16 protein-coding genes and 3 pseudogenes are annotated in these 23,710 nt (G+C 73.5%); 5 read left to right on the top strand and 14 right to left on the bottom strand.

Translation table 11 applies throughout. The annotated features are described in order from the left end of the window. Positions 1-328 precede the first annotated feature (328 nt). The gene (locus tag DDW44_RS04255; protein WP_206307248.1) at positions 329-1,315 is read right to left on the bottom strand and encodes a TIGR01777 family oxidoreductase; all 987 of its coding nucleotides are present in this window, start codon (positions 1,313-1,315) and stop codon (positions 329-331) included. Positions 1,316-1,350: 35 nt separating this feature from the next. On the opposite strand from DDW44_RS04255, the gene DDW44_RS04250 reads away from it, so the two are divergent. After that, complete coding sequence (locus DDW44_RS04250) at positions 1,351-1,878, top strand: GNAT family N-acetyltransferase (RefSeq protein ID WP_108905567.1); 528 nt, start codon at positions 1,351-1,353, stop codon at positions 1,876-1,878. A gap of 22 nt (positions 1,879-1,900) precedes the next feature. Here DDW44_RS04250 and DDW44_RS04245 read toward each other — a convergent pair whose 3' ends face one another. Both DDW44_RS04245 and DDW44_RS04240 read right to left on the bottom strand, forming a co-directional pair. Beyond that, the gene (locus DDW44_RS04245; protein ID WP_108905566.1) at positions 1,901-2,569 is read right to left on the bottom strand and encodes a TetR family transcriptional regulator; all 669 of its coding nucleotides are present in this window, start codon (positions 2,567-2,569) and stop codon (positions 1,901-1,903) included. A gap of 306 nt (positions 2,570-2,875) precedes the next feature. Continuing rightward, on the bottom strand, positions 2,876-3,394 hold the full coding sequence (locus tag DDW44_RS04240; RefSeq protein WP_018892702.1) for a DUF4240 domain-containing protein: 519 nt from the start codon (positions 3,392-3,394) through the stop codon (positions 2,876-2,878). 150 nt (positions 3,395-3,544) lie between these two features. Between DDW44_RS04240 and DDW44_RS04235 the strand changes: the two genes are divergently transcribed. Next, complete coding sequence (locus DDW44_RS04235; protein ID WP_108905565.1) at positions 3,545-4,465, top strand: SDR family oxidoreductase; 921 nt, start codon at positions 3,545-3,547, stop codon at positions 4,463-4,465. 110 nt (positions 4,466-4,575) lie between these two features. Here the strand turns inward: DDW44_RS04235 and DDW44_RS04230 are convergent, their stop codons facing one another. From DDW44_RS04230 to DDW44_RS04200, 8 genes and pseudogenes are all read right to left on the bottom strand, one after another. Then, positions 4,576-5,562, bottom strand: a complete 987-nt coding sequence (locus DDW44_RS04230; protein ID WP_108908722.1) for a helix-turn-helix transcriptional regulator — start codon at positions 5,560-5,562, stop codon at positions 4,576-4,578. Between the two features lie 319 nt (positions 5,563-5,881). Next, entirely contained in the window at positions 5,882-8,584 is a 2,703-nt protein-coding gene (aceE, locus tag DDW44_RS04225) for a pyruvate dehydrogenase (acetyl-transferring), homodimeric type (RefSeq protein WP_108905564.1), read from the bottom strand. Between the two features lie 306 nt (positions 8,585-8,890). Then, entirely contained in the window at positions 8,891-10,309 is a 1,419-nt protein-coding gene (locus tag DDW44_RS04220; RefSeq protein ID WP_108905563.1) for an ATP-binding protein, read from the bottom strand. Between the two features lie 85 nt (positions 10,310-10,394). Next, complete coding sequence (locus tag DDW44_RS04215) at positions 10,395-11,018, bottom strand: GntR family transcriptional regulator (RefSeq protein ID WP_017949905.1); 624 nt, start codon at positions 11,016-11,018, stop codon at positions 10,395-10,397. Between the two features lie 109 nt (positions 11,019-11,127). Next, positions 11,128-12,147, bottom strand: a pseudogene (gene sucB, locus DDW44_RS32555) (2-oxoglutarate dehydrogenase, E2 component, dihydrolipoamide succinyltransferase); the annotation flags it as partial. A 224-nt stretch (positions 12,148-12,371) separates the two neighbouring features. Continuing rightward, positions 12,372-12,932, bottom strand: a pseudogene (locus tag DDW44_RS32550) (biotin/lipoyl-containing protein); the annotation flags it as partial. A 56-nt stretch (positions 12,933-12,988) separates the two neighbouring features. Then, positions 12,989-14,377: a dihydrolipoyl dehydrogenase gene (gene lpdA / locus DDW44_RS04205; RefSeq protein WP_017949903.1), complete on the bottom strand. Its 1,389-nt coding sequence runs from the start codon at positions 14,375-14,377 to the stop codon at positions 12,989-12,991. 331 nt (positions 14,378-14,708) lie between these two features. Continuing rightward, positions 14,709-16,226 carry a leucyl aminopeptidase gene (locus tag DDW44_RS04200; protein WP_108905562.1) on the bottom strand — a complete coding sequence of 506 codons (1,518 nt, stop codon included), beginning with the start codon at positions 16,224-16,226 and terminating at the stop codon, positions 14,709-14,711. A gap of 313 nt (positions 16,227-16,539) precedes the next feature. On the opposite strand from DDW44_RS04200, the gene DDW44_RS04195 reads away from it, so the two are divergent. Both DDW44_RS04195 and DDW44_RS04190 read left to right on the top strand, forming a co-directional pair. Continuing rightward, complete coding sequence (locus DDW44_RS04195) at positions 16,540-18,690, top strand: hypothetical protein (RefSeq protein ID WP_106430194.1); 2,151 nt, start codon at positions 16,540-16,542, stop codon at positions 18,688-18,690. Positions 18,691-18,795: 105 nt separating this feature from the next. Next, positions 18,796-19,623 (top strand): endo alpha-1,4 polygalactosaminidase, encoded by an 828-nt coding sequence (locus tag DDW44_RS04190; protein ID WP_108905561.1) that lies wholly within the window; start codon positions 18,796-18,798, stop codon positions 19,621-19,623. A 196-nt stretch (positions 19,624-19,819) separates the two neighbouring features. Here the strand turns inward: DDW44_RS04190 and DDW44_RS04185 are convergent, their stop codons facing one another. Continuing rightward, positions 19,820-20,614 carry an adenosylcobinamide-GDP ribazoletransferase gene (locus DDW44_RS04185; RefSeq protein WP_108905560.1) on the bottom strand — a complete coding sequence of 265 codons (795 nt, stop codon included), beginning with the start codon at positions 20,612-20,614 and terminating at the stop codon, positions 19,820-19,822. 68 nt (positions 20,615-20,682) lie between these two features. On the opposite strand from DDW44_RS04185, the gene DDW44_RS33310 reads away from it, so the two are divergent. Then, positions 20,683-21,471 (top strand): hypothetical protein, encoded by a 789-nt coding sequence (locus tag DDW44_RS33310; RefSeq protein WP_018892714.1) that lies wholly within the window; start codon positions 20,683-20,685, stop codon positions 21,469-21,471. Between the two features lie 23 nt (positions 21,472-21,494). On the opposite strand, the pseudogene DDW44_RS32335 reads toward DDW44_RS33310, so the two are convergent. Together DDW44_RS32335 and cobT are read right to left on the bottom strand one after the other, a co-directional pair. After that, positions 21,495-22,109: pseudogene (locus DDW44_RS32335) on the bottom strand (hypothetical protein); the annotation flags it as partial. A 421-nt stretch (positions 22,110-22,530) separates the two neighbouring features. Next, positions 22,531-23,667, bottom strand: coding sequence for a nicotinate-nucleotide--dimethylbenzimidazole phosphoribosyltransferase (cobT, locus tag DDW44_RS04170; protein WP_108905559.1), 1,137 nt, complete (start codon positions 23,665-23,667; stop codon positions 22,531-22,533). Positions 23,668-23,710 lie beyond the last annotated feature (43 nt).

The raw sequence follows: 23,710 nt of genomic DNA, 5'->3' as shown, positions 1-23,710 counted from the left end.
GCGGAATGCCGAAGTTCGGAACGAGGGTAGAAACCCGGCCGCGGGAATCCACGCGCGCGCGGCGGGCGCCCGGGAGCACGGTGCCGCCGGTCCGTGCGACCGGCTTCGGACCGGGGTACGCGCCGGGGCGCGCGGAGGGCGCAATCGTTCGTGTGCCGACGCGCCGGGTGTGCGTCACGGGCGCCCGGCGCCGTCCGGGACCGTGCCGTTCCGGGACCGTGCCCCTGGGACCGCGCCGCCCCGGGACCGCGCTGCCCACCGTCGACCGCTGACCGCTGACCGCTGACCGCCGATTGCCGATTGCCGATTGCCGATCGGCCGTGTCGCGTCAGTCGAGTGCCGCGCGGATGGCCTCGTCGATGGACGGGTGGGAGAAGGCGAAGCCGGAGTCGAGGAGCTTCCTCGGTACGACCCGCTGGCTGCCGAGGACGTCCTCCGCGAACTCGCCGAGGAACACACGCAGGGCGACCGGCGGCACCGTGAGCAGCGTCGGACGGTTGAGCACCCGGCCCATCGCGGCCGTCACCTCGCGATTGGTGAGCGGCTCCGGGGCCGTCAGGTTGACCGGGCCCGACAGGGTGTCCGTGTCCACGATGTGGCGCAGTGCCGCGACCTCGTCCTCAAGGGAGATGAAGCTCCAGAACTGGTCTCCGCTGCCCAGCCGCCCGCCCAGACCCGCACGGAAGATCGGGAAGAGCCGGCCCCACGCGCCACCCTCGCGCGCCACCACCAGCCCCGTGCGGGCGAACGCGACCCGCACGCCGGCCTCCTCGGCCGGCGCCGCCGCGGCCTCCCACTCCTCGCAGACGCGCGGGAGGAAGCCCTCACCGGGTGGGGCGCTCTCGTCGACCGCGCGGTCGCCGGTGTCGCCGTAGTACCCGATCGCCGAGCCGCACACCAGCACCCGCGGCGGCTCCTCCATCGACGCGACCGCTTCCGCGATCGCGGCCGTGCCGAGCACCCGGCTGTCCCGGATCTTCTTCTTGTACTCCTCACTCCACCGCCGGTCGCCCACCCCGGCGCCCGCCAGATGGACCACGGCCTCACAGCCGACGAGGCCCGCCGTGTCCACGAACTGCCGCGCGGGGTCCCAGCGGACCTCGTCGGCGGCCCGCGGCGGCCGCCTGACGAGCCGTACCACCTCGTGCCCTCCGCCGGGACCCCTGCTGGGACCTCCGTCGGCACCTCCTGCGGGACCTGTGCCCGCCCCTTCGGCGACATCTCCGCCGGGACCTCCGGCCGCACCCCCGGCCCGCAGGGATCGCACCAGTGCGGAACCGATCAGACCGCTCGCGCCCGTCACAGCAATACGCATGCATCACATCCTGCCCTCATGACACATTGACCGCCATGTCCGAACCCGGCACGCCCTTCGTCATACGTCCCGCCCGGCGATCCGACGACGCCGACCTCGCCGAACTCGACCGCGCCACCTGGTCGACGCTGCACGCGGTCCAGCCGCGCCCGGTGCCGCCGTACCGCCCGTTCTTCGACGAGACCCATCCACCCGAGCAGCATCTGGTCGCCGAGCCGGTCACCGGGGGTGCGACCGGCGACGGAAGGATCGCCGGGTACATCCGGCTCTGCGCTCCCACCCCGCTCGCCTGCAACCAGCACGTACGGCAGATCCAGGGCCTCGCGGTGGCCCGCTGGGCACGTGGGGAGGGCGTCGCGCGGGCACTGCTGCGCGCCGCCGGGGACGAGGCGCGCCGCCAGGGCGCGACCCGTGTCACCCTGCGGGTGCTCGGCCACAACACTCCTGCCCGCCGTCTCTACGAGTCCGAGGGCTACACCGTCGAGGGCGTGCTGCCCGGCGAGTTCTTCCTGGCCGGCCGGTACGTCGACGATGTGCTCATGGGACGCCCGCTCACCGGGTAGCCCGGGCCGATGGGACGCCCGCTCACCGGGCAGCCGGGGTCACGGGCGCCAACGGGCGGAGCCCGCCGGACAGTTCCCGCAGACACCGCAACGCCGGCCCCGCGGGCGACCCCGTGCCGGCGCCCGCGGCCCCGGGCGGCGCGTCGGCGGCCCACACCTCCAGCCCGATGCGCAGCGCGTCCACGGCGACCGCCGCGGTGAGCCGCAGTTCCAGCGGGTCGGAGTCCGGCCCGGCCAGCCGGGCGAGCACCGGGACCAGCCGCTCCTCGGACTCCTGGTTCACCCGGTACCAGACCGCGCGTAGCGCCGGGTCCCGCAGCGCCGTGCGCAGCAGCGCCCGGGTGCGGCGCAGACCCTCGGCGGTCCCGCCCACCGGCACCGCGAGCGCCTCGGCCAGCGTCCGCTCCAGCGCCTCGGGCAGCGGGGTGCCCGGGCCGGTGGCCGCGAGCAGTGCCCGCCAGCGCTCCGCGCCCACGGCCAGCAACGGGCCGACGGCATCGTGCTTGTTGCGGAAGTACCGGTAGAACGTGCGCAGGGCCACCCCGGCACGGTCCGCGATCTCCTCGGCCGAGGTGGCGTCCGGGCCGTGCTCGGTGAACAGTTCCGCGGCGGCTCGGGCGATCTCGAGCCGGGTCGCGGCCTTGCGGCGCTCGGTCAGCGGCCGGCGCGGTGACGGCGGCGTGGTGCTCACCGGACGAGCCTACGCCCGCCGTGGGCCGACGCCACTGACCGTACGTCAGGGCCGGACGCGTCACCCGTCCGTGTACCGCGCGTACTCCGTCCGTGGACGCCTCCGGGGCGCCCTGCGGGCCCGGACTCGGGCGGAGGTTCGAGCCCCGGCGAGGGTTCGGGGGGGCGAGGGTTCGAGCTTCGGCGAGGGTTCGGGCTCCGGCCGTACCCCGCCCGGGAACGGACACCCCGGGCCGCTCCGGGGGCCCGGACACCCCCGGGCAGCCCGGGCAGCCCGGGCACCGCCCCCGGCCGCGGACCGGGCCGCCTACGACCCGAAGCGCTCCCACAGTGCCGGGAACCGCTCCGCGAGCACACGGTCGCTCTCCAGGTCGAAGGGGGCGCCCTCCGGCTCCGCGGGCTGCGCCGCGATCCCCAGATCGGGTGCGGCCGTTCCGGTGAGCTGCTCGTACGCCTCGTCCGCCGCGTACCCCAGCTCCTCACCGTCGCCGTCGATCTCCTCGTCGAAGTCGTCCAGCAGTTCGGCAAGGGAGTCCGGGGCATGCACCGCGCCCTCGAAGACCTCCCGGCCCTGGCCGATCAGCCAGCAGCGGAAGTAGTCGAACGCGTCGTCGCTCGCGCCGCCGAGCAGCACGGTGGCCGCACCCCACAGATCCCAGCGGTACGCGCGGTTGTAGCGGGCCTCGAAGTGCCGCGCGAAGTCCAGTACGGAGTCGGGGTCGAGCTGCAGCAGCCGTTCGACCAGCAGGTCGGCGTGGTCCTCGGGGTCGCCCTCGGCCGCGTCGCGGGTGCTGTCGATGATCTCCCAGAACTCCGTCTCGTCCATCACGGGACAAGCATCGGGGGTCGCGGGGGCCCCCGCACGCGGAGTGGCCGAATTGCCGTCTCGCGGAAAGGCGGCCGGGTGTGCGTCCGGCCGGAACACGTCAGGGGAATGCGGACAGAGGATGTCTGGATTACGTGCGAGCGTCGCACCATGACGACCGAGACACCACTGCAGGGGAAGATCGCACTCGTCGCGGGTGCGACACGGGGCGCGGGCCGGGCCATCGCCGTACAGCTGGGCGCGGCGGGCGCCACGGTCTACGTGACCGGACGTACCACCAGGGAGCGGGTCAGCGAGGTCGGCCGGGCGACCGAGACGATCGAGGAGACGGCCGAACTGGTCACGGCCGCGGGCGGCCGGGGCATCGCCGTCCCCACCGACCACCTCGACGCGGCCGCGGTCCGCGCCCTCGTCGCCCGGATCGACGAGGAGTGCGGCAGGCTGGACATCCTGGTCAACGACGTCTGGGGCGGCGAGCACCTCGTGCTCTGGGACACCAAGATGTGGGACACCGACCTCGACCGCGGACTGCGCATGCTGGAACTTGGCGTCCGCAGCCACATCATCACCAGCAGCTGTGCGCTGCCCCTGCTGGTGCGCCGGCCCGGCGGGCTGGTCGTCGAGGTCACCGACGGCACGGCGGAGACCAACCGCCGCTTCCGCGAGAACTTCTACTACGACCTCACCAAGAACGCCCCGATCCGGATGGCGTTCGCCCTGGGCGAGGACCTGAAGGACACCGGTTGCACGGCGGTGTGCGTGACGCCCGGCTTCCTGCGCTCCGAGCAGATGCTGGACACGTTCGGGGTACGCGAGGACAACTGGCGGGACGCGATCGCCGACCAGCCCCACTTCGCCATCGCCGAATCACCGGTGTACCTCGGGCGCGCGGTCGCCGCCCTCGCCGCCGACCCGGACCGGGCCCGCTGGAACGGCCGTTCGCTCTCCAGCGGGCAGCTCGCTAAGGAGTACGGGTTCACGGACGCCGACGGGAGCCGGCCGGACGCCTGGGCGTACTTCGAGGACGTCGTGTTCGGGGGCAAGGATGCACCGGCGGACGACTACCGCTGAGCGGAGCCGTCTACCGCTGGGCGGCGCCGTCTTCGGCTGGGCGGCGCCGGCTTCGGCTGAGTGGTGCCGTCTACCGCTGGGCGAAGCCGTCTTCCGCTGAGTGGTGCCGTCTACCGCTGGGCGGCGCCGCCGCGGGACCGGCCCCCGTAGAGGTCGTGCAGCCGGGCCGCGGCCTCCGCGAACCGCTCGCGGAGGCCCGCGGGCCGCAGCACCTCCGCCTCCGCTCCGAGCGCGAGGAGCTGGGTGAACGCCACCTGCTCGGACTCCACCGGCAGCGTGACCGTGCGCCACCCCCGGTCGTCCGCCGGGCCCGCCGTCTCCAGCGCCTCCCCGGCCGCCGCCCGGTCGGTGACGTGCGGCAGCCGGCTGGCCGCGTCCGGGGACAGCCGCAGCACCACCTCGGCCCGCAGGATGGAGCGGGCGAACTGCGCGGCGCGCTCCTCCCAGAAGGCCGGCAGATCGAACGACGCGTCCCGTTCGAAGTGCTCGGCGGTCAGGGAGACGGCCGTGAACCGGTCGATGCGGTAGACGCGGAACGACGTGCCGTCGGCGAAGGCGCACAGGTACCAGACGCCGGCCTTCAGTACGAGGCCGTACGGCTCCAGCCGCCGCTCGGCGTCCCGGTAGCGGGCGGCCACCACGCGGTCGTCCCACACGGCCTCGGCGACCACCGGCAGCAGGTCCGGCGTCTCCGGCTCGTGGTACCAGCCGGGCGCGTCCAGATGGAACCGCTGCGCCGCGCTGCGGGAGGCGTCCCGGAGCGCCGGGAGCAGCGCGGCGGAGACCTTGAGCCGCGCGGCGGAGGCCGCGTCCTCCAGTCCCATCTCACGCAGTGCCCCGGGCACCCCGGACAGGAACAGCGCCTCGGCCTCGCTCCTGGCGAGCCCGGTCAGCCGCGTCCGGTACCCGCCGACGAGCCGGTAGCCGCCCGCCCTCCCGCGGTCCGCGTACACCGGAACCCCCGCCTCCGACAGGGCGAGCGCGTCCCGGGTGACGGTCCGTTCGGAGACCTCCAGCTCGTGGGCGAGCTCGGCGGCGGTCATGGAGGGCCGGGACTGGAGCAGCAGAACCATCTTGATGAGCCGGGCAGCGCGCATGCCGGCCATTGTCGCGGCAACGCGCGCGCCCGCGTGGGCCCCGTCCGGCGGGCGGCTGGCGTCCGTGTCCGTGGGCCGCGTCCGGCAGGCGGGGTGCGGAGGCCTGCGTGGGTCCCCTCCGGCTGGGCGCGGGCGCCCTGCGTGGGCCGCGTCCGGCGGGCGGGAGGCGTCCGTGTCCGTGGGCCGCGTCCGGCGGGCGGGAGGCGTCCGGGTCCATGGGCCCCGCCCGGCGGACGGAACGCGGACGCCCCGCCGGCCCGGGGACCGCGGGGCGTCCGGGGGCACCCCCCGGGTTTCCGAGCCCGGGGGTGCCCCGGGCTCAGAAGCCGTAGCGCTCGCGTGCCTCCTTGACCGCGGACGCCGGCACCTCGCCGCGGCGGGCGAGCTGCGCCAGTGCCGCGACCACGACCGACTGCGCGTCGACACCGAAGTGGCGGCGCGCCGACTCGCGGGTGTCCGACAGGCCGAAGCCGTCGGCGCCCAGCGAGGACCAGTCCTGCTCCACCCACTGCGCGATCTGGTCCGGCACCTGCCGCATGTAGTCGCTCACCGCGAGGACCGGACCCTCGGCGCCCTCCAGGGCCTGACGCACGTACGGGACGCGGGACTCGCCGCGCAGCAGTGCCTCGTCCGCCTCCAGCGCGTCGCGCCGCAGCTCGGTCCAGGAGGTCGCCGACCACACGTCCGCCGTGACGCCCCACTCGGCGGCCAGCAGGCGCTGCGCCTCCAGCGCCCAGTGGATCGCCGTGCCCGAGGCGAGGAGCTGGATGCGCGGGTCGCCCGCCTCGCCCTCGCCCGCCCTGAACCGGTAGAGACCGCGGACGATGCCCTCGTCCACGCCCTCCGGCTTCGCGGGCTGCGGCATCGGCTCGTTGTAGACCGTCAGGTAGTAGAAGACGTCCGGGTCCTCGTCGGGGCGGGCCTCGCCGAACATGCGGCGCAGACCGTCCTTGACGATGGCCGCGACCTCGTAGGCGAACGCCGGGTCGTAGGTGAGCGCCGCCGGGTTCGTCGCCGCGATCATCGGCGAGTGGCCGTCCGCGTGCTGCAGGCCCTCGCCGGTCAGGGTGGTGCGGCCGGCGGTGGCCCCGACGAGGAAGCCCCTGCCGAGCTGGTCGGCGAGCTGCCACATCTGGTCGGCGGTCCGCTGCCAGCCGAACATCGAGTAGAAGATGTAGAAGGGGATCATCGTCTCGCCGTGCGTGGCGTACGACGACGCGGCGGCGATGAAGTCCGCCATCGAGCCGGCCTCGGTGATGCCCTCGTTGAGGATCTGGCCGTTCTCCGCCTCGCGGTAGTACATCAGCTGGTCGCGGTCGACCGGCTCGTACGTCTGGCCCTTCGGCGAGTAGATGCCGAGCGAGGGGAACAGCGACTCCATACCGAAGGTACGGGCCTCGTCCGGGACGATCGGCACCCAGCGCCGCCCGGTCTCCTTGTCCCGGATCAGCTCCTTGACCAGGCGGACGAAGGCCATCGTCGTCGCCACCGACTGGTTGCCGGAGCCCTTGTCGAAGGCGGCGAACGCCTTCTCGGCGGGCGCGGGCAGCGGGGCGACCGGGTGGACGCGGCGGGCCGGGGCCGGGCCGCCGAGCGCCGCGCGGCGCTCCTGGAGGTAGCGGACCTCGGGGGAGCCGGCACCGGGGTGGCCGTAGGGCACCCGGCCGTCGGCGAAGTCGCCGTCCCTGATCGGCAGGTCGAGCAGGTCGCGCATCGCCTTGAACTCGTCCACCGTCAGCTTCTTCATCTGGTGGTTGGCGTTCTTGGACGCGAAGCCCTCGCCGAGCGTGTGGCCCTTGACCGTCTGGGCCAGGATCACCGTCGGGGCGCCCTTGAACTCCACGGCGGCCTTGTAGGCGGCGTACACCTTGCGCGGCTCGTGACCGCCGCGCGAGAGGTGGAAGCACTCGAGGATCTTGTCGTCGGTCAGCAGCTTCGCCATCTCGGTGAGCGCCGGGTCCTTGCCGAAGAAGTCCTGCCGGATGTAGGCGGCGTCTCGGGTCTGGTACGTCTGGACCTGGGCGTCCGGGACCTCGCGCAGCCGGCGGACCAGGGCGCCGGTGGTGTCGAGCTGGAAGAGCTCGTCCCAGGCGTTGCCCCAGAGGGTCTTCACGACGTTCCAGCCGGCGCCGCGGAACTGGGCCTCCAGCTCCTGAACGATCTTGAAGTTGGCGCGGACCGGGCCGTCGAGGCGCTGCAGGTTGCAGTTGATGACGAAGGTCAGGTTGTCCAGGCCCTCACGACCGGCCAGCGCGAGCGCCGCGGTCGACTCGGGTTCGTCCATCTCGCCGTCGCCGAGGAACGCCCAGACGTGCGACGCGGAGACGTCCTTGATGCCGCGGCTGGTCAGATAGCGGTTGAAGCGCGCCTGGTAGATCGCGGACAGCGGGCCCAGGCCCATGGAGACCGTGGGGAACTCCCAGAGCCAGGGCAGCCTGCGCGGGTGGGGGTACGACGGCAGGCCGCCGCCGCCCGCCTCCCGGCGGAAGTTGTCGAGGTGCGCCTCGGTGAGGCGGCCGTCGAGGAAGGCCCGGGCGTAGATGCCGGGGGAGGCGTGGCCCTGGATGTACAGCTGGTCGCCGGAGTCCCCGGCCTGGGAGGTGCCCCCGCCCTCCTTCCCGCGGAAGAAGTGGTTGAAGCCGGTCTCGTAGAGCCAGGCGGCGGAGGCGAAGGTGGCGATGTGGCCGCCGACGCCGTGCTGCGAGCCGCGGGTGACCATCGCCGCCGCGTTCCACCGGTTCCAGGCGGTGATCCGGCGCTCCATCTCCTCGTCACCGGCCGGGAGCGGCTCGGCGGCGGTCGGGATGGTGTTGACGTAGTCCGTCTCCAGGAGCTTGGGCAGATCGAGCCCTGCCACACCCTCGGCGTGCTGGAGGGTGCGGCGCATCAGGTACGCGGCGCGATGCGGGCCGGCGGCCTTGGTGACGGCGTCGAGGGAGGCCGCCCATTCGGCGGTCTCCTCGGTGTCACGGTCCGGGAGCTGGTCGAGCTCGCTCGGAAGCATGGCTACGGGGTCGGTCATGACACCGCCTTCCGGAGAGGGAGGAGGGGTGGAGGGGCCTTGTCTGGCAGGACGGGGCCGGGCGGACCGGTGAGTCCGTGGTGAACTGTAAGCCTCCGATCGATGATCGATCAAAGCGTTCGGGAGAAAACTTCTTCACTTCGAGAAAGTCGGCACAGGGTGCCGCGAAACAGGGCACCCGGTGCCGGTGTCATGGCCCGGCACCGGCACCGGGGCGGGTGCGGGTGCCTGTGCCAGTACGGGTACGGGGGTCCGGGTGCCGGTGCGCGGTGTTCGCCGGGCGGGCCTGCGTGCGGTCCGGCGTGCTCAGGTGGACCATGCCGCGAGGAGTTCGGCCGGGCCGTATGCGGCGTCGAGCCCCGCGCAGTCCGTGCCGCTGCGCGAGACGGCGATCACAGGCACGGGAGCGGGCGTGAGCGCGGCGCGGTGGCCGTGCAGCGCCGCGAGATCGTGCCGGTCGAACGGGGAGTTCTCCAGCCACTTCACCGAGCCGACGAACAGCAGCTCCCTGGCGATCGGCGCGCGGTCCGCTCCCACGACGTCGATCTCCACGTCGTTGGTACGGGTCCAGTAGCCACCGATGGCGGGGGCGGCGGGGAGGTTCGCGTCGGGCAGTAGCCGTGCCAGTGCCTCGCGCACCAGAGGTTCGATGGCCCTGCCGCGCCAGCTGGTCCAGTTCTCGCGGATGCGCTGCAGCGTCAGGTCGCCCCGCCCCCGCTCGATCTCTTCCATCGCCGGACCCAGGAGCTTCAGCCAGAAGCGGAGGTAGGGATCCGCGACCCGGTAGCGACGATCCTTCGAAGGCCGTGTGGACAAGGGCAGCTCCGCCGTGATCACCCGCTTGTCCGCAAGAATCCCCAGCGACCTCTGTAGCGGGGTCGCCCCGATTCCGCCGGCCGCGCGGGCGATGTTGGAGAACGTCCGCTCACCGCTGCCGATCGCCGAGAGGACGGCGCGGGCCTGAACCTGCTGAGGGAACTCGGCCGCCAGCGAGCGCTCGGCGGACACCAGCAAGGCCGAGACCGGATCGCTGAGCGCAGCCCGCAGGAACTCCCACATCCCGGCGCCGTGCGTCCACTCCGCGCAGATCAGTGGCAGTCCACCGGTGATCAAGGCCGCGTCGAAGGCTGGGGCGGGATCGAGACCGAGCATCTCGCCCACCTCCGCCGGGTTGAGCGGCCCCAGCACCATCTCCCGTCCGCGCTGGTGGAACGGGCGTCCATAGCTGTTCAGCGTCTCCATCATCGATAGGTCGGATCCGATGAGAACGAGCAGGACCGGCTTCTTCTCCAGCACTCGGTCCCAGGCGCGCTGAAGCATGCCCTCGAAAGCGCCCTCCGCATCCATCAGATAGGGCACTTCGTCCAAGACCACCACGCTCGCCCGGTCGTGTGGAAGTGCCGCCGCCAGGACATCGAAGGCCGCATCCCAGGTCGCCGGGCGGGCCGCGGTCAGCAGGCTCGCCAGCGGAAGGCTTGACGCCCGGGCGTCCTGGCTGAGCCGTTCCAGGTCCGCTTCCGGCGACGCCCCTGTGGCGGCATAGAAGAGGAACGGCGCGCCGGACCTCTCGGCGAACCGCTCCACGAGCCGCGACTTGCCCACCCGGCGACGCCCGCGAAGCATCACGCAGCGCCCGGGCCGCTCCCCTCCGACCCCGCTCGCCACCTTGCCCAGCTCGCGGTCCAACGTCTCGAGCTCGTGCCGCCTGCCCACGAATGCCGTCATGGGGCCACCTCTCCCTCACCACCTGCCATGGTGATACTAACATCGAGGTTAGTAACACTGACGTTAGTTGAGTTGGGGTGGGATCTCAGGCGCGGGGCGCGCAGCCCAGAACGTGGGCCTTGACGAGCGCGCCGATCCGGGGATCACGGCGGCGGAAGGCCTCCACCAGCTCCTCGTGCTCCTCCGCGTAGGACTTCTGCTTCGTCCCCAGCCACCGGATGGACAGCGCGGTGAAGACCTCGATCCCCAGGCCCTCCCAGGTGTGCAGCAGCACCCCGTTGCCCGCGGCCTTGACCAGCTCCCGGTGGAACGCCACCGTGTGCCGCACCTGCGCCGTCCCGTCCGCGGCGCGGTCCGCCTCGTACAGCGCGGCGACGTGCGGTTCCAGTGCCGAGCAGTCGGCCGCCAGCCGCTCGGCGGCCAGCTCGGCGGCGATCTGCTCCAGCCCGGCCCGGACCGGGTAGCTCTCCTCCAGGTCCGCAGCGGTGAGGTTGCGCACCCGGACGCCCTTGTTGGGCGCCGACTCGATCAGCCGGAGGGACTCCAGCTCGCGCAGCGCCTCCCGTACGGGTGTCTGGCTCACGGCCAGCTCCGTGGCGATGCGGCGCTCCACGATCCGCTCGCCCGGCTTCCAGCGGCCGCTGACGATGCCCTCCACGATGTGCTCGCGGATCTGATCGCGCAGCGAGTGGACGACGGGCATGGTCATGGACCGCTCCTTCAAGAAGAGAAGACCCCTAGACAATACGGCGGCGGCCGTACCCGGAAGTACTCCCGGGTACGGCCGCCGCCGGTGAGGCTGGTTACAGCCGGGGCGCTCAGAGGCCGAGCTCGACCTCGAACTCACCGGCCTCGAGGATGGCCTTGACCGCGGTCAGGTAGCGCGCGGCGTCGGCTCCGTCCACCAGGCGGTGGTCGTAGGAGAGCGTCAGGTACGTCATGTCGCGGACGCCGATGACCGTGCCCTCGGGCGTCTCGATGACGGCCGGACGCTTCACCGTGGCGCCGATGCCCAGGATCGCGACCTGGTTCGGCGGCACGATGATCGTGTCGAACAGCGCACCGCGCGAACCGGTGTTGCTGATCGTGAACGTCGCACCCGCCAGCTCGTCCGGCGTGATCTTGTTGCCGCGGACCTTGCCCGCGAGATCGGCGGTGGCCTTGGCGATACCGGCCAGGTTGAGGTCGCCCGCACCCTTGATGACCGGGGTCATCAGGCCCTTCTCGGAGTCGACGGCGATGCCGACGTTCTCCGAGTCGAAGTAGGTGATGGTGCCCTCGTCCTCGTTGATCCGGGCGTTGATGACCGGGTGGGCCTTCAGCGCCTGGGCAGCGGCCTTGACGAAGAACGGCATCGGGGAGAGCTTGACGCCCTCGCGGGCCGCGAACGCGTCCTTGGCCTGGGTCCGCAGCCTCATCACCCGGGTGACGTCGACCTCGACGACCGAGGAGAGCTGGGCCTGGCCGTGGAGCGCCTTCATCATGTTGTCGCCGATGACCTTGCGCATGCGGGTCATCTTGACGGTCTGACCGCGCAGCGGGGACACCTCGAGAGCCGGGGCCTTCTTGGCGGCCGGCGCGGCCGCCGCGGGAGCCGGTGCGGCGGCCTTCGCGGCCTCGGCGGCGGCGATGACGTCCTGCTTGCGGATACGGCCGCCGACGCCGGTGCCCTTGACCCTGGACAGGTCCACGCCGCTCTCGGCGGCGAGCTTGCGGACCAGCGGTGTGACATAGGCGCCGTCGTCCGCGGCCGGAGCGGCAGCGGGAGCCGGTGCCGGGGCGGCGGGCTGCGCCGGGGCGGCCGCGGGGCTGGGCCGCAGCGGGGGCCGGGGCCGCGGGCTCGGCCGGAGTCGGAGCCTGGGCCGCGGGAGCCGCCTGGGCCTGAGCCGGTGCGGCGGCGGGCGGGCGGCTGCGCCGGAGCCTCCGGTGCCGGTGCGGCGGCGGGCTGGGCCGGGGCCTGGGCCGGCTCGGCGGGGGCGGCCGGAGCGGCACCCGGGGCACCGATGACGGCGAGCTTCGCGCCGACCTCGGCGGTCTCGTCCTCACCGACGACGATCTCCAGCAGCACACCGGCGGCCGGTGCGGGGATCTCGGTGTCGACCTTGTCGGTGGAGACCTCGAGCAGCGGCTCGTCCTCCGCGACCTCCTCGCCGACCTCCTTCAGCCAGCGGGTGACGGTGCCCTCGGTGACCGACTCGCCCAGCGCGGGCAGGACGACGTCGGTGCCCTCCGCGCCGCCGCCCCCGGCGGCGGCCTCGGCGGCCGGCGCCGCCTGCTGCGGCTCGGGGGCCTGGGCCTGCTCGGCCGCCGGGGCGGGCTGCGGCTCGGGGGCCTGGGCGGGCTGCTCCGGCTCGGCGGCCGGCGCCTGCTCGGCCGCCGCCCCGGAGCCGTCGTCGATGACGGCCAGCTCGGCGCCGACCTCGACGGTCTCGTCCTCGGCGACCTTGATGGACGCCAGCACACCGGCGGCCGGTGCGGGGATCTCGGTGTCGACCTTGTCCGTCGACACCTCGAGCAGCGGCTCGTCGGCCTCGACGCGTTCGCCCTCGGCCTTCAGCCAGCGGGTGACGGTGCCCTCGGTGACGCTCTCTCCGAGCGCCGGAAGGGTTACGGAAACCGGCATGGTTTCGGTTGCTCCTTACGAAAGTGCGGTAGTGGTCGTCGCGCCCGTGACCGAGATCAGTCGTGGGAGTGGAGGGGCTTGCCCGCGAGGGCCAGGTGGGCCTCGCCGAGCGCCTCGTTCTGCGTCGGGTGCGCGTGGACGAGCTGCGCGACCTCGGCCGGCAGAGCCTCCCAGTTGTAGATCAGCTGGGCCTCGCCGACCTGCTCGCCCATACGGTCACCGACCATGTGGACGCCGACGACGGCACCGTCCTTGACCTGGACGAGCTTGATCTCGCCCGCGGTCTTGAGGATCTTGCTCTTGCCGTTGCCCGCCAGGTTGTACTTCAGAGCGACGACCTTGTCCGCGCCGTAGACCTCCTTGGCCTTGGCCTCGGACAGGCCCACGGAGGCGACCTCCGGGTGGCAGTAGGTCACCTTGGGCACACCGTCGTAGTCGATCGGGACGGTCTTCAGACCGGCCAGACGCTCCGCCACCAGGATGCCCTCGGCGAAGCCGACGTGCGCGAGCTGCAGGGTCGGGACCAGGTCGCCGACGGCGGAGACGGTCGGCACGTTCGTCCGCATGTACTCGTCGACCAGGACGTAGCCGCGGTCCATCGCGACGCCCTGCTCCTCGTAGCCCAGGCCCTGGGAGACCGGGCCGCGGCCCACGGCGACCAGCAGCACCTCGGCCTCGAAGGTCTTGCCGTCGGCGAGGGTGACCCGCACACCGTCCTCGGTGTACTCGGCCTTCTCGAAGAAGGTGCCCAGGTTGAACTTGATGCCGCGCTTGCGGAAGGCGCGCTCGAGGAGCTTGGAGCTGTTCTCGTCCTCGACCGGGACGAGGTGCTTCAGCGCCTCGATGATCGTGATGTCGGTGCCGAAGGACTTCCAGGCCGAGGCGAACTCGACACCGATGACGCCGCCGCCCAGGACGATCGCGGACTTCGGCACGCGGTCCAGGACCAGCGCGTGGTCGGAGGAGATGATCCGGTTGCCGTCGATGGTCAGACCGGGCAGCGACTTCGGTACCGAACCGGTGGCGAGGAGGACGTGGCGGCCCTCGACCCGGCGGCCGTTGACATCGACGGACGTGGGGGAGGACAGCCGGCCCTCGCCCTCGATGTACGTGACCTTGCGGGAGGCGATCAGACCCTGCAGGCCCTTGTACAGCCCGGAGATCACCTCGTCCTTGTACTTGTGGACCGCCGGGACGTCGATGCCCTCGAAGCTGGCCTTGACGCCGAACTGCTCGCTCTCGCGCGCCTGGTCGGCGATCTCGCCGGCGTGCAGCAGGGCCTTGGTGGGAATGCATCCGCGGTGCAGGCAGGTGCCGCCGACCTTGTCCTTCTCGATCAGGGCGACGTCCAGGCCCAGCTGCGCTCCGCGCAGGGCCGCGGCGTAACCACCGCTGCCACCGCCGAGGATCACTAGGTCGAAAACGGTGCTGGCGTCGTTCGCCACGTCACGTCCTCCATGCATGTGCGCCGGGCGCCGGCGTCTCCCAGGGCGGGGGACGACCGGGCGGCGGCTGGTGTTCGGCCGCTTGTCTTCGGCCCTGTGGTGGGGGCCCTGTCCTGCCGGGAACCCATCTTCGCACTTGTCGACGGGAGGCGGGACGCGGGGCCGGGATACGGGACGGCACCGCGGCCGGCCCCGTCGGTTACCTGTACGTAGGAACCTGCGGATTTCGTCGATGGCGAACGGAATGCCGGCGCCCGCTATTCCCGCGGACCCGGGAGCCCGGCCCCGGCGCCGGGTCCCGGGGGTCGCTCCGGGACCCGGTGCGGACGCCTCAGCCCAGGTCGCCGTCGGCGGCCCGCTCGGCCAGCCCGACCAGGGTGCGGACCGCGGAGCCGGTGCCGCCCTTGGGCGTGTAGCCGAACGGCGCGCCCTCGTGGAAGGCCGGGCCGGCGATGTCCAGGTGGGCCCAGGTGATGCCCTCGCCGACGAACTCCTTCAGGAACAGGCCCGCGACCAGGCCGCCGCCCATCCGGTCGCCCATGTTCGCGATGTCGGCGGTCGGCGAGTCCATGCCCTTGCGCAGGTCGGCGGGCAGCGGCATCGGCCAGGAGTCCTCGCCGGCCTCCTCCGCGACCTCGTGGACCGCGGTGCGGAACTCGTCGTCGTTGGCCATGATCCCGAAGCGCCGGTGGCCCAGTGCCAGGACCATCGCGCCGGTCAGCGTCGCCACGTCCACGATCGCGTCCGGGCTCTCCTCCGACGCCTTGGCGATGGCGTCGGCCAGCACCAGCCGGCCCTCCGCGTCGGTGTTGAGCACCTCGACCGTCTTGCCGCTGTACATCCGCAGCACGTCGCCGGGGCGGGTGGCGGTGCCGGACGGCATGTTCTCGGCCAGGGCCAGCCAGCCGGTGAGGTTCACCCGCAGACCGAGCCGGGCCGTCGCGACGACGGCGGCGAACACGGCGGCGGCGCCGCTCATGTCGCACTTCATCGTCTCGTTGTGGCCGGCCGGCTTGAGCGAGATGCCGCCGGAGTCGTAGGTGATGCCCTTGCCGACGAGGGCGAGGGACTTCTCCGCCTCCGGATGCGTGTACGCCACCTTCACCAGGCGCGGGCCGCGGGCCGCGCCCTGGCCGACGCCGAGGATGCCGCCGAAGCCGCCCTTGACGAGCGCCTTCTCGTCCCAGACCTGCACCTTGAGGCCGTGCTCCTTGCCGGCGGCGGTGGCGACGGCCGCGAACGACTCGGGGTAGAGGTCGTTCGGCGGGGTGTTGACCAGGTCACGCGCCCGGTTCATCTCCTCGGCCACGGCGACGGCCCGCGCGGCGGCGTCCTTGAAGGCCTTGTCGCGCGGCTTGGCACCCAGCAGGGCCACCTCGGCCAGCGGCTTCTTGCCGTTCCCCTCGTCCTGGTAGGCGGTGAAGGCGTAGGCGCCCAGCAGCGCGCCCTCCGCGATCGCCTGGGCGTCCCCGGCGGCCTCGACCGGCAGGGCGAACGCCGCCTTCTTCGCGCCGGCCAGCGCGCGGGCCGCCGAACCGGCGGCGCGGCGCAGCGTCTCGGCCGGGTACCCGGCGTCCTTCTCCGGGGCGGCGCCGAGCCCGACCGCGATCACCAGCGGGGCCTTCAGGCCCGACGGCGCGGGCAGCTTGGTCACCTCGCCCTCGGCACCGGAGGCGCCGAGCGTCTCGAGGACGGTGGCGAGCTTCCCGCCGAACGCCGCGTCCACGGCCTCGGCGCCGGCTGCGACGACTGGGCCCTTGGCGCCCCTGGCGCCCTTGGCGACGCCGACGACGACCGCGTCGGCGCGCAGCGTCGCAGCGCCGGCAGTGCTGAGAGTGAGAGCAGTCACGGTGGTGAAATCTCGCTTCCGTTGAGTTTCCTGGGCCGAAGAGGTGGGTCGGCCGCCCGGCGCATCGTAAGTCGGGCGGGCCGGAGCGCCGCCACGAGCCTACGCGCGCCCGCGATGTTCGCTCGCGCCGTCGGGGATTCACCCGTCCGTGGTCACTCCGCCGGGTTTCGGGCCGGAACGCCGGGTTCCGGTCCACACTCGGGCCGGAGAAGCAAGGGAGCGATTGGCTGCTTTGCAGGATTTCCACATGTCCTCCCCGGTGTCTTCGCCGGGGAGGGGCACCAGCGGATCAACAAGGGGTGGGGGAAACACCATGGCATCCGTATTCGCCAGGGGGTCCGGCGCGGCTGCGCGCACGGGCGGATCACCGCGGCGGCCGGCCCGGCGCGCCCACGACGGGGGAGCGGCCGGCCGGTGGGCCGGCAGGCGGGGCGGGCTCGGCGCGGCGGTGGTCGCGCTCACCACGTCGGCGCTGTTCGCCGCGGCGCTGCCCGGGTCCCCGGCCGCGGCCGCCGACCCGGTGCCGCGGATCGACCTGAAGGTCCTCGTCGTCGACGACGGAGGGCCGGCGGTCGCCGCCGTCACCTCCGAGCTGCGCGGCACCGGCGTCGCGTACCGCGTGCTCGACCTCGCCGACCCGGACCGCCCCAGGATCGACGCCGCGTTCCTGAGCGACACCGTCGGCGGCCGGCCGCGCGCCAAGTACCAGGGGGTGGTGCTGCCGAACGAGGCGCCGTTCGGGGCGGGCTCCGCGGGGGCCGCCGAGCAGGCCGCGCTCGTCGCGTACGAGCAGCGGTTCGGCGTCCGCCAGGTCGACGCCTACACCTGGGCCCACCCGGGGGTGGGGCTCGACTACACCAGCGAGGGCGGCTGGTCCGGCACGCTCGACGGCGCGGCCGCCCAGGTCACGGCCGCGGGCCGGTCCGGCCCGTTCGGCTACCTCGACGGCGCCCTGACCTTCGAGGACAACGCTCCGTCCGTCAGCGAGAGCTACGGCTATCTGGCCCGCCCCCGCGAGGGCTTCACCAGCTATGTCGACGCTCCCGTGCCGGGCGGCGAGGGCCGCGGCAGCCTGCTCGGGGAGTACGCCCACGACGGGCGCCGCGAACTCGTCGTCACCTTCGCCTACAACCAGCACCAGCGGCAGTTCCGGCTGCTGGCGCGCGGCATCGTCGAATGGCTCACCCAGGGCGTCCACCTCGGGCGGAGCCGGAACTACTTCTCGGTGCACGTCGACGACGTCTTCGCGTCCGACGCCCGCTGGGACACCGAGCGCAACTGCACCCCCGGCGACATCGACTGCGTCGGCGGACCGGGCGAGCAGGTCCCGGACATCCGGATGACCGCGGCCGACGCCCGGTACGCCGCCCAGTGGCAGCGCACCAGCGGCCTCACCCTCGACATGGTCTACAACGCGGGCGCGGCCGAGGACTGGAAGGCGGAGAACGGCGGCACGGACGCCCTCACCGCGCAGCTGCTCGCCGACCGGGCCCAGTACCGCTGGGTCAACCACACCTGGAGCCACCCGTTCCTCGGCTGCGTCCAGGACGTCTCCGTCGTCCCCTGGCAGTGCTCCAAGGACGCGGCGGGCGCCATCCGCTGGACGAGCCGCGCCGAGATCTCGTCGCAGATCCGCGACAACCACCACTGGGCGGTGGACGAGGGCCTCCCGGTCGACCGTGCGGAGCTGGTCACCGGAGAGCACTCGGGGCTGAAGACGCTTCCGCAGCAGCCGGTGGACAACCCCAACCTGGCGCCGGCCCTCGCCGACAACGGCGTCAAGTGGATCGCGAGCGACAACTCCCGCGAGCCGCAGCAGCGTCCCGTCGGCGGCGCCGCCACCGTGCCCCGCCATCCGATGAACGTCTACTACAACGTGGGCACGGCCGCCGAGATGGCCGACGAGTACAACTGGATCTACACCTCACGGGCCGACGGCGGAAGCGGCGTCTGCGAGACCGACCCGGCCTCCACCTGCCTGGACGAGCCTCTCGACGTGGCCACGGGCTACGCGACGTACATCGTCCCGCAGGAGGCCCGGATCGCCCTCGGCCACATCGTGGCCAACGACCCGCGCCCGCACTACGTCCACCAGTCCAACCTGGCCGAGGACCGCATTCTCTACCCCGTCCTCGACCGGGTCCTCGCCGACTACCGGGCGGCGTTCGCCGACAACACGCCCCTGGTCAACCCGCGCCACCGGGACGCCGGCACGGAGCTGAGCCGCCGCGCGGCCTGGCAGGCGGCCCTGGACGCCGACCGGGTCACGGCGTACCGGATCGGCAGCACCGTCACCGTCCAGGCACCCGGCGGGGTCGTCGTCCCCGTCACCGCGCCCGAGGGCACCCGCAAGCAGCTCCTGCTCGGCACGGCCGCCTTCGGCACCGCCTACGCGGGGCAGCGCTCGGACTGGACCCAGCCGGAGCTGCTGCAGTCCGCCGTCACCCTGCGACTGCCCTCCTGACCGGTCCCGCCCGGCCGCACGGGTCGGGGTACCCGCGGCCGGGCGCCCGCGCCGCCCACCCGCCGTACCCGGGGTCAACGCCTATCGCTGAGGAGTCCCCCGCAGATGAGCCTGCCGGCCCGGACATGGAGCCTGTTGCCGACCCGGACGTGGAGCCTGCTTCCGGTGCTGGTGGCCCTGGTGCTGCTGGCCGGCTGCACCTCCGCCCCCGACGACTCCGCGCCGCCGCGCGCCACCCGCTGGCGGCCGGGACCGGGGACGCCGTGGCAGTGGCAGCTCAGCGGCCGCCTGGACACGACCGTGGACGTCCCGGTGTACGACATCGACGGCTTCGAGCACCCGAGGTCCACGGTCGCCGACCTCCAGCGGCGCGGCCGCAAGGTGATCTGCTACCTGTCCACCGGCGCCTGGGAGGAGTTCCGCCCCGACGCGGACGAGTTCCCCGGGGACGTGCTGGGCAAGGGCAACGGCTGGGAGGGGGAGCGCTGGCTCGACATCCGCCGTACGGACGTCCTGGAGCCGCTGATGGCCAGGCGTTTCGACATGTGCCGGGACAAGGGCTTCGACGCGATCGAGCCCGACAACATGGACGGCTACTCCAACGACACCGGTTTCCCCCTCACCGCGGACGACCAGCTCCGCTACAACCGGCTGATCGCCCGGATGGCCCACGAGCGGGGACTGTCCGTCGGGCTGAAGAACGACCTGGACCAGATCCCGGCCCTCGTCGGCGAGTTCGACTTCGCCGTCAACGAGCAGTGCGCCCAGTACGCGGAGTGCGCGGCGCTGACACCGTTCGTCGAGGCCGGCAAGGCCGTGTTCCACGTCGAGTACGAGCTGCCGACCAGCCGCTTCTGCCCCCAGTCGCGGCGGCTCGGGTTGAGCTCGATGCGGAAGCGCTACGAACTGGACGCCTTGCGCCGGCCCTGCTGACGCCGGGGGGCCTGCTGACGCCGGCGGGCCGGGGATGTCCGGCGGAGCGCGGCCGTTCGGCGGCTCCGCTGCCGACGACCCGCGGAGGCTTGGCGACCCGCGGAGGCTCGACCCGCGGGGGCTTGGCGACCCGCGGATGCCCGGCGGGCCGCCGACGTCCGGCGTGTCGCGGATGCCCGGTGGGCCGCGCGGTCGGCTACCGGAACCCTACGGCGAGCGCGATCAGCGCCGCCGTCGCCGCCGTCTCCGCGATCGCGCCGAACACATCGCCCGTGACCCCGCCGAAGCGGCGCACGCAGTGCCGCAGCAGCAGTTCCGCGGCGGCCGCCCCGGCGAGCACGGCCAGCGCGAGCCGCAGCGCCCCGTACCCGCCGAACAGCGTCCCCCAGGCGGCGACGACGGCCGTGACCAGCAGAGCGACGCCCAGCGCCTGCCGCGCCGGCACGGTGGCGGCGACCATGGCGCCCAGCCCCTCTGGCCGTGCGGCCGGGACGGCGGTCCGGGAGGCGAGCGTGAGCGCGAGCCGGGCGGCGGCACCGGCGGTCGCCGCCGCCGTCGCCCCGTACATCCAGCCGCGCCCGTAGAGCCCGTACAGCGCCGCGACCTGGGCCAGCAGCACGAGCACCAGGGTGGCCACCCCGAACGGCCCGATGTCCGACCGCTTCATGATCTGCAGCGCGTCCTCGGCGGGTCTGCCGCTGCCCAGGCCGTCGGCGGTGTCGGCGAGGCCGTCCAGGTGCAGGCCGCGGGTGAGGACCGCGGGCACGGCGGCGGAGGCGACCGCGGCGAGCAGCGGACCCCCGCCGAGCAGCAGGAGCAGCCCGCCCGCGGCACCCGCGCAGAGGCCGACGACGAGTCCGGCGAGCGGGGCCCAGCGCATCCCCGCGCGTGCCGTGTCCCGGTCCCAGCGGGTGACGCGTACGGGCAGCACGGTGAGGGTGCCGAAGGCGAACCGTATGCCCGCGCGGCCGGAGGAGTGGTGGGAGCTCACCGCGCGCAGCGTAGCCGGTGCACCGCGGCGGTAAATTGCGCATGACGGACAAAACGGGAGCGGGTGGCATGGGTCACTGGTTTTACCGCAACATCGTGGAGCCCGGGAAGCTCCCGTTGCTCATCGCGCTGGCCTCGTTCGTCCTGACCTTCCTGATCACCCGGACGGTCACCCGGATGATCCGGGCGGGCAAGGGCCCCTTCGGCAACGTCAAGGCGGGCGGACTCCACATCCACCATGTGGTGCCGGGGGTCGTCCTCACCGTGGTCGGCGGCTTCGGCTCGGTCGCCAGCAGCCAGCACACCGGCGCAGGAACCGTGGTGTTCGCCGTGGTCTTCGGGGTGGGCGCGGGGCTCGTCCTGGACGAGTTCGCGCTGCTCCTCCACCTGGACGACGTCTACTGGACCGAGGAGGGCCGCAAGAGCGTCGAAGTCGTCGTCCTCACCGCGTCCCTGCTGCTGCTCACCCTCGGCGGCTTCGCGCCCCTCGGCGTGAACGACCTGTCCGAAGAGGAGCGCGACGACCGGAGGGCCTTCCTGCTGACCCTCGCCGTCAACTTCATGTTCGTGCTGATCTCCCTCTTCAAGGGCAAACCGCGGATGGCGATCATCGGCACGCTGGTGCCGTTCGTCGCGATCGTCGGCGCGCTGCGACTGGCCAGACCCACCTCACCGTGGGCCAGGCGCCTCTACCGGCACCGCCCGCGCTCCCGGGCCAGGGCGATGCTGCGGGCCTTCCGCCACGACCGGCGCTGGAGCGGGCCCCGCCGCAAGATCCAGGACCTGATCGGCGGTGCCCCGGACCGGCTGCCGGTGGCCGGCGCCTCCGAATCGGGCCGGGACCGCGAGACGCGCTGAAAGCAGGCCGCCGCGGCGATCGCCAGGAACACCGCGGCGATCGCCGCCAGGTGCTCCTTGCCGGCCAGATTGGGCTTGACCACCACCTCCACCACCATGGCGAGGACCACCAGAGCCAGCGTGAGCCGGGCCCCGTACCGGACGCACACATACACCGCGAGGCCGACCACGGCGGCCGACGGTCCGGTGTCCACGACACCGGCGTCCGAGGCGGGCAGCCCGAGCGGATGGTCCGGCCCGAGCGCGATCCCGGCCCGGGCGTACATCGTCCCGGCGAGCGTCGCCGCGTACGCGACCGCCAGCGTGCGCCGCCGGCCCAGGCAGATCTCGGCGATACCGAACACCAGGAGGATCTGCGCCAGCGCGCCCCACACCGGCAGGTCGAGTGCGGGGACGAACAGGGAGAGCGGAGTGCGCAGCACGGCGAGCCACAGCGGGTCCTCGGCCCGCACCGACCCGATGCCCTGCACCGGCCCGTAGCCCCAGGAGCGGTTCTGCACGAGCTGGCAGAGGGCGGTGAGGCAGACCGCGGTGAGCGTCAGGGGGATCGCGCGCCAGGACCTCGTCACCAGTGCCGTGCGCACGGTCCGGTACAGCGGCCCCCACTCACGGCGCGCGAAGGCACCCGCGCGGTTCACCGGCGGCCCGCCGGGAGTACGGGGCCGGGCCGGGCGGGTGGGTGGTGGACGGTGCCGGTCCCCGGGGGACCGGCGCTCTCGTGGGCGGGCATGGAAGGCGGCTCCCGGGCAGGGTCGGTACTCGGCGTGGGCGCGGTACGACGACTCGGTCAGGTCCCGGTCCGGTCCGGTCCCGGTCGGGTCCCGGTCCGGTCCGGTCAGCGGCGGGACCCGCGGCGCGGCCGGGCCGCGGGTGCCGGGCCGCACCGCCGGTCCCGCCCGAGCGTCGCGCCGTGTTCCAAGACCCGGGGAAGCGCGGGGAAGTTGACCCGCGCCGGAGTGATCCCGCTCTCTCGCCCCGGCGGGCGGCGGGCGGCGGGCGGCGTGGCGGTGCGGGCGCGGCGGGTGCCGGCGCCCGGTGGCGCCGCCCTACCCGCTCGGCTCAGTGTGTGTCGCCGTCGGCGGCCGCCAGGTTGTCGCTCGCGTCCCCGGCGTCGCTGCCGGCCCCCGCCGGGCTCGCGTCCCCGGCGGCGGCCGGGCGCTCGGGCAGCTCGGCGGCGAGCGCGGCGGCCGCCTGCACCAGGGGGAGGGCGAGAAGGGCGCCGGTGCCCTCCCCGACGGTGACCCCGTGATCGAGCAGCGGCTCCAGGGCCATCCGGTCGAGGGCCTTCACCTGGGCCGGCTCCCCGCTCACCTGACCGGCCAGCCACCAGTCCGGCGCCCGGAACGCCGCCCGCTGGGCGACGAGGGCGCACGCTGCCGACACGACCCCGTCCAGGATCACCGGCATCCGGCGTACCGCGGCCTGCAGCAGGAACCCGGTCGTCGCGGCCAGATCCGCGCCGCCCACGGCCGTCAGCAGCGCCAGCTGGTCGCCCAGCACGGGCCGGGCCCGGCGCAGCGAGTCGCGGATCGCCGCGCACTTGCGCATCCACGCCAGATCGTCGATGCCGGCGCCGCCGCGGCCGGTGACGACGGAGGCGTCCGTACCGCACAGCGCCGCCACGAGGGTGGCGGCGGGTGTCGTACCGCCCACGCTCAGATCGCCGAGCACGACCAGGTCGGTGCCGGCGTCGGCCTCCTCGTCGGCGATCGCCACACCGAGGCGTACCGCCTGCTCGGCCTCCTCCCGGGTGAGCGCGTCCCCGGTGTCGATCCGCCCGCTCCCGCGCCGTACCCGGTGCCGGACGACGTCCTCCGGCAGCAGGCCCGGATCGCAGTCCAGACCGGCGTCCACGACCCGGACCGGCACGCCCATCCGCCGGGCCAGCACCGCCACCGGGCTCACCCCGTCCAGGACGGACCGCACGAGCTCGTGCGCCGTGCCCGCGGCACGGCCGGACACACCCAGCTCCGCCACCCCGTGGTCCCCGGCGAACAGCACCACCCGGGGCCGCTCGACGGCCCGCACCGGCACGGCGCGCTGCGCCGCCGCAAGCCACTCGCCCAGCTCGTCCAGCCGGCCCAGAGCGCCGGGCGGCACGGCCAGCCGCTCCCGGCGTTCCTCGGCGTCGTGCCGCACACCGCTGTCGGGGCGCTCGATCAGGTCGGAGAAGTCGTCGAGATTCAGCGCGCTCATTCGCCGAACAGTACCGGCCCGCACGCGGTGTTCCGCGCTCGGG

The sequence above is a fragment of the Streptomyces tirandamycinicus genome (assembly GCF_003097515.1).
In the GTDB taxonomy this organism is placed as follows: Bacteria; Actinomycetota; Actinomycetes; order Streptomycetales; family Streptomycetaceae; genus Streptomyces; species Streptomyces tirandamycinicus.
Note: the sequence above shows the minus strand (reverse complement) of the source record. Positions and strands in the feature narration are given on the sequence as shown.

Coding starts and splice junctions, on each gene's coding strand:
- DDW44_RS04255 (WP_206307248.1), bottom strand. CDS start 1,315: ATGCGTATTGCTGTGACGGGCGCGAGCGGTCTGATCGGTTCCGCACTG.
- DDW44_RS04250 (WP_108905567.1), top strand. CDS start 1,351: ATGTCCGAACCCGGCACGCCCTTCGTCATACGTCCCGCCCGGCGATCC.
- DDW44_RS04240 (WP_018892702.1), bottom strand. CDS start 3,394: ATGGACGAGACGGAGTTCTGGGAGATCATCGACAGCACCCGCGACGCG.
- DDW44_RS04235 (WP_108905565.1), top strand. CDS start 3,545: ATGACGACCGAGACACCACTGCAGGGGAAGATCGCACTCGTCGCGGGT.
- DDW44_RS04230 (WP_108908722.1), bottom strand. CDS start 5,562: ATGCGCGCTGCCCGGCTCATCAAGATGGTTCTGCTGCTCCAGTCCCGG.
- aceE (WP_108905564.1), bottom strand. CDS start 8,584: ATGACCGACCCCGTAGCCATGCTTCCGAGCGAGCTCGACCAGCTCCCG.
- DDW44_RS04220 (WP_108905563.1), bottom strand. CDS start 10,309: ATGACGGCATTCGTGGGCAGGCGGCACGAGCTCGAGACGTTGGACCGC.
- DDW44_RS04215 (WP_017949905.1), bottom strand. CDS start 11,018: ATGACCATGCCCGTCGTCCACTCGCTGCGCGATCAGATCCGCGAGCAC.
- DDW44_RS04195 (WP_106430194.1), top strand. CDS start 16,540: ATGGCATCCGTATTCGCCAGGGGGTCCGGCGCGGCTGCGCGCACGGGC.
- DDW44_RS04190 (WP_108905561.1), top strand. CDS start 18,796: ATGAGCCTGCCGGCCCGGACATGGAGCCTGTTGCCGACCCGGACGTGG.
- DDW44_RS33310 (WP_018892714.1), top strand. CDS start 20,683: ATGGGTCACTGGTTTTACCGCAACATCGTGGAGCCCGGGAAGCTCCCG.
- cobT (WP_108905559.1), bottom strand. CDS start 23,667: ATGAGCGCGCTGAATCTCGACGACTTCTCCGACCTGATCGAGCGCCCC.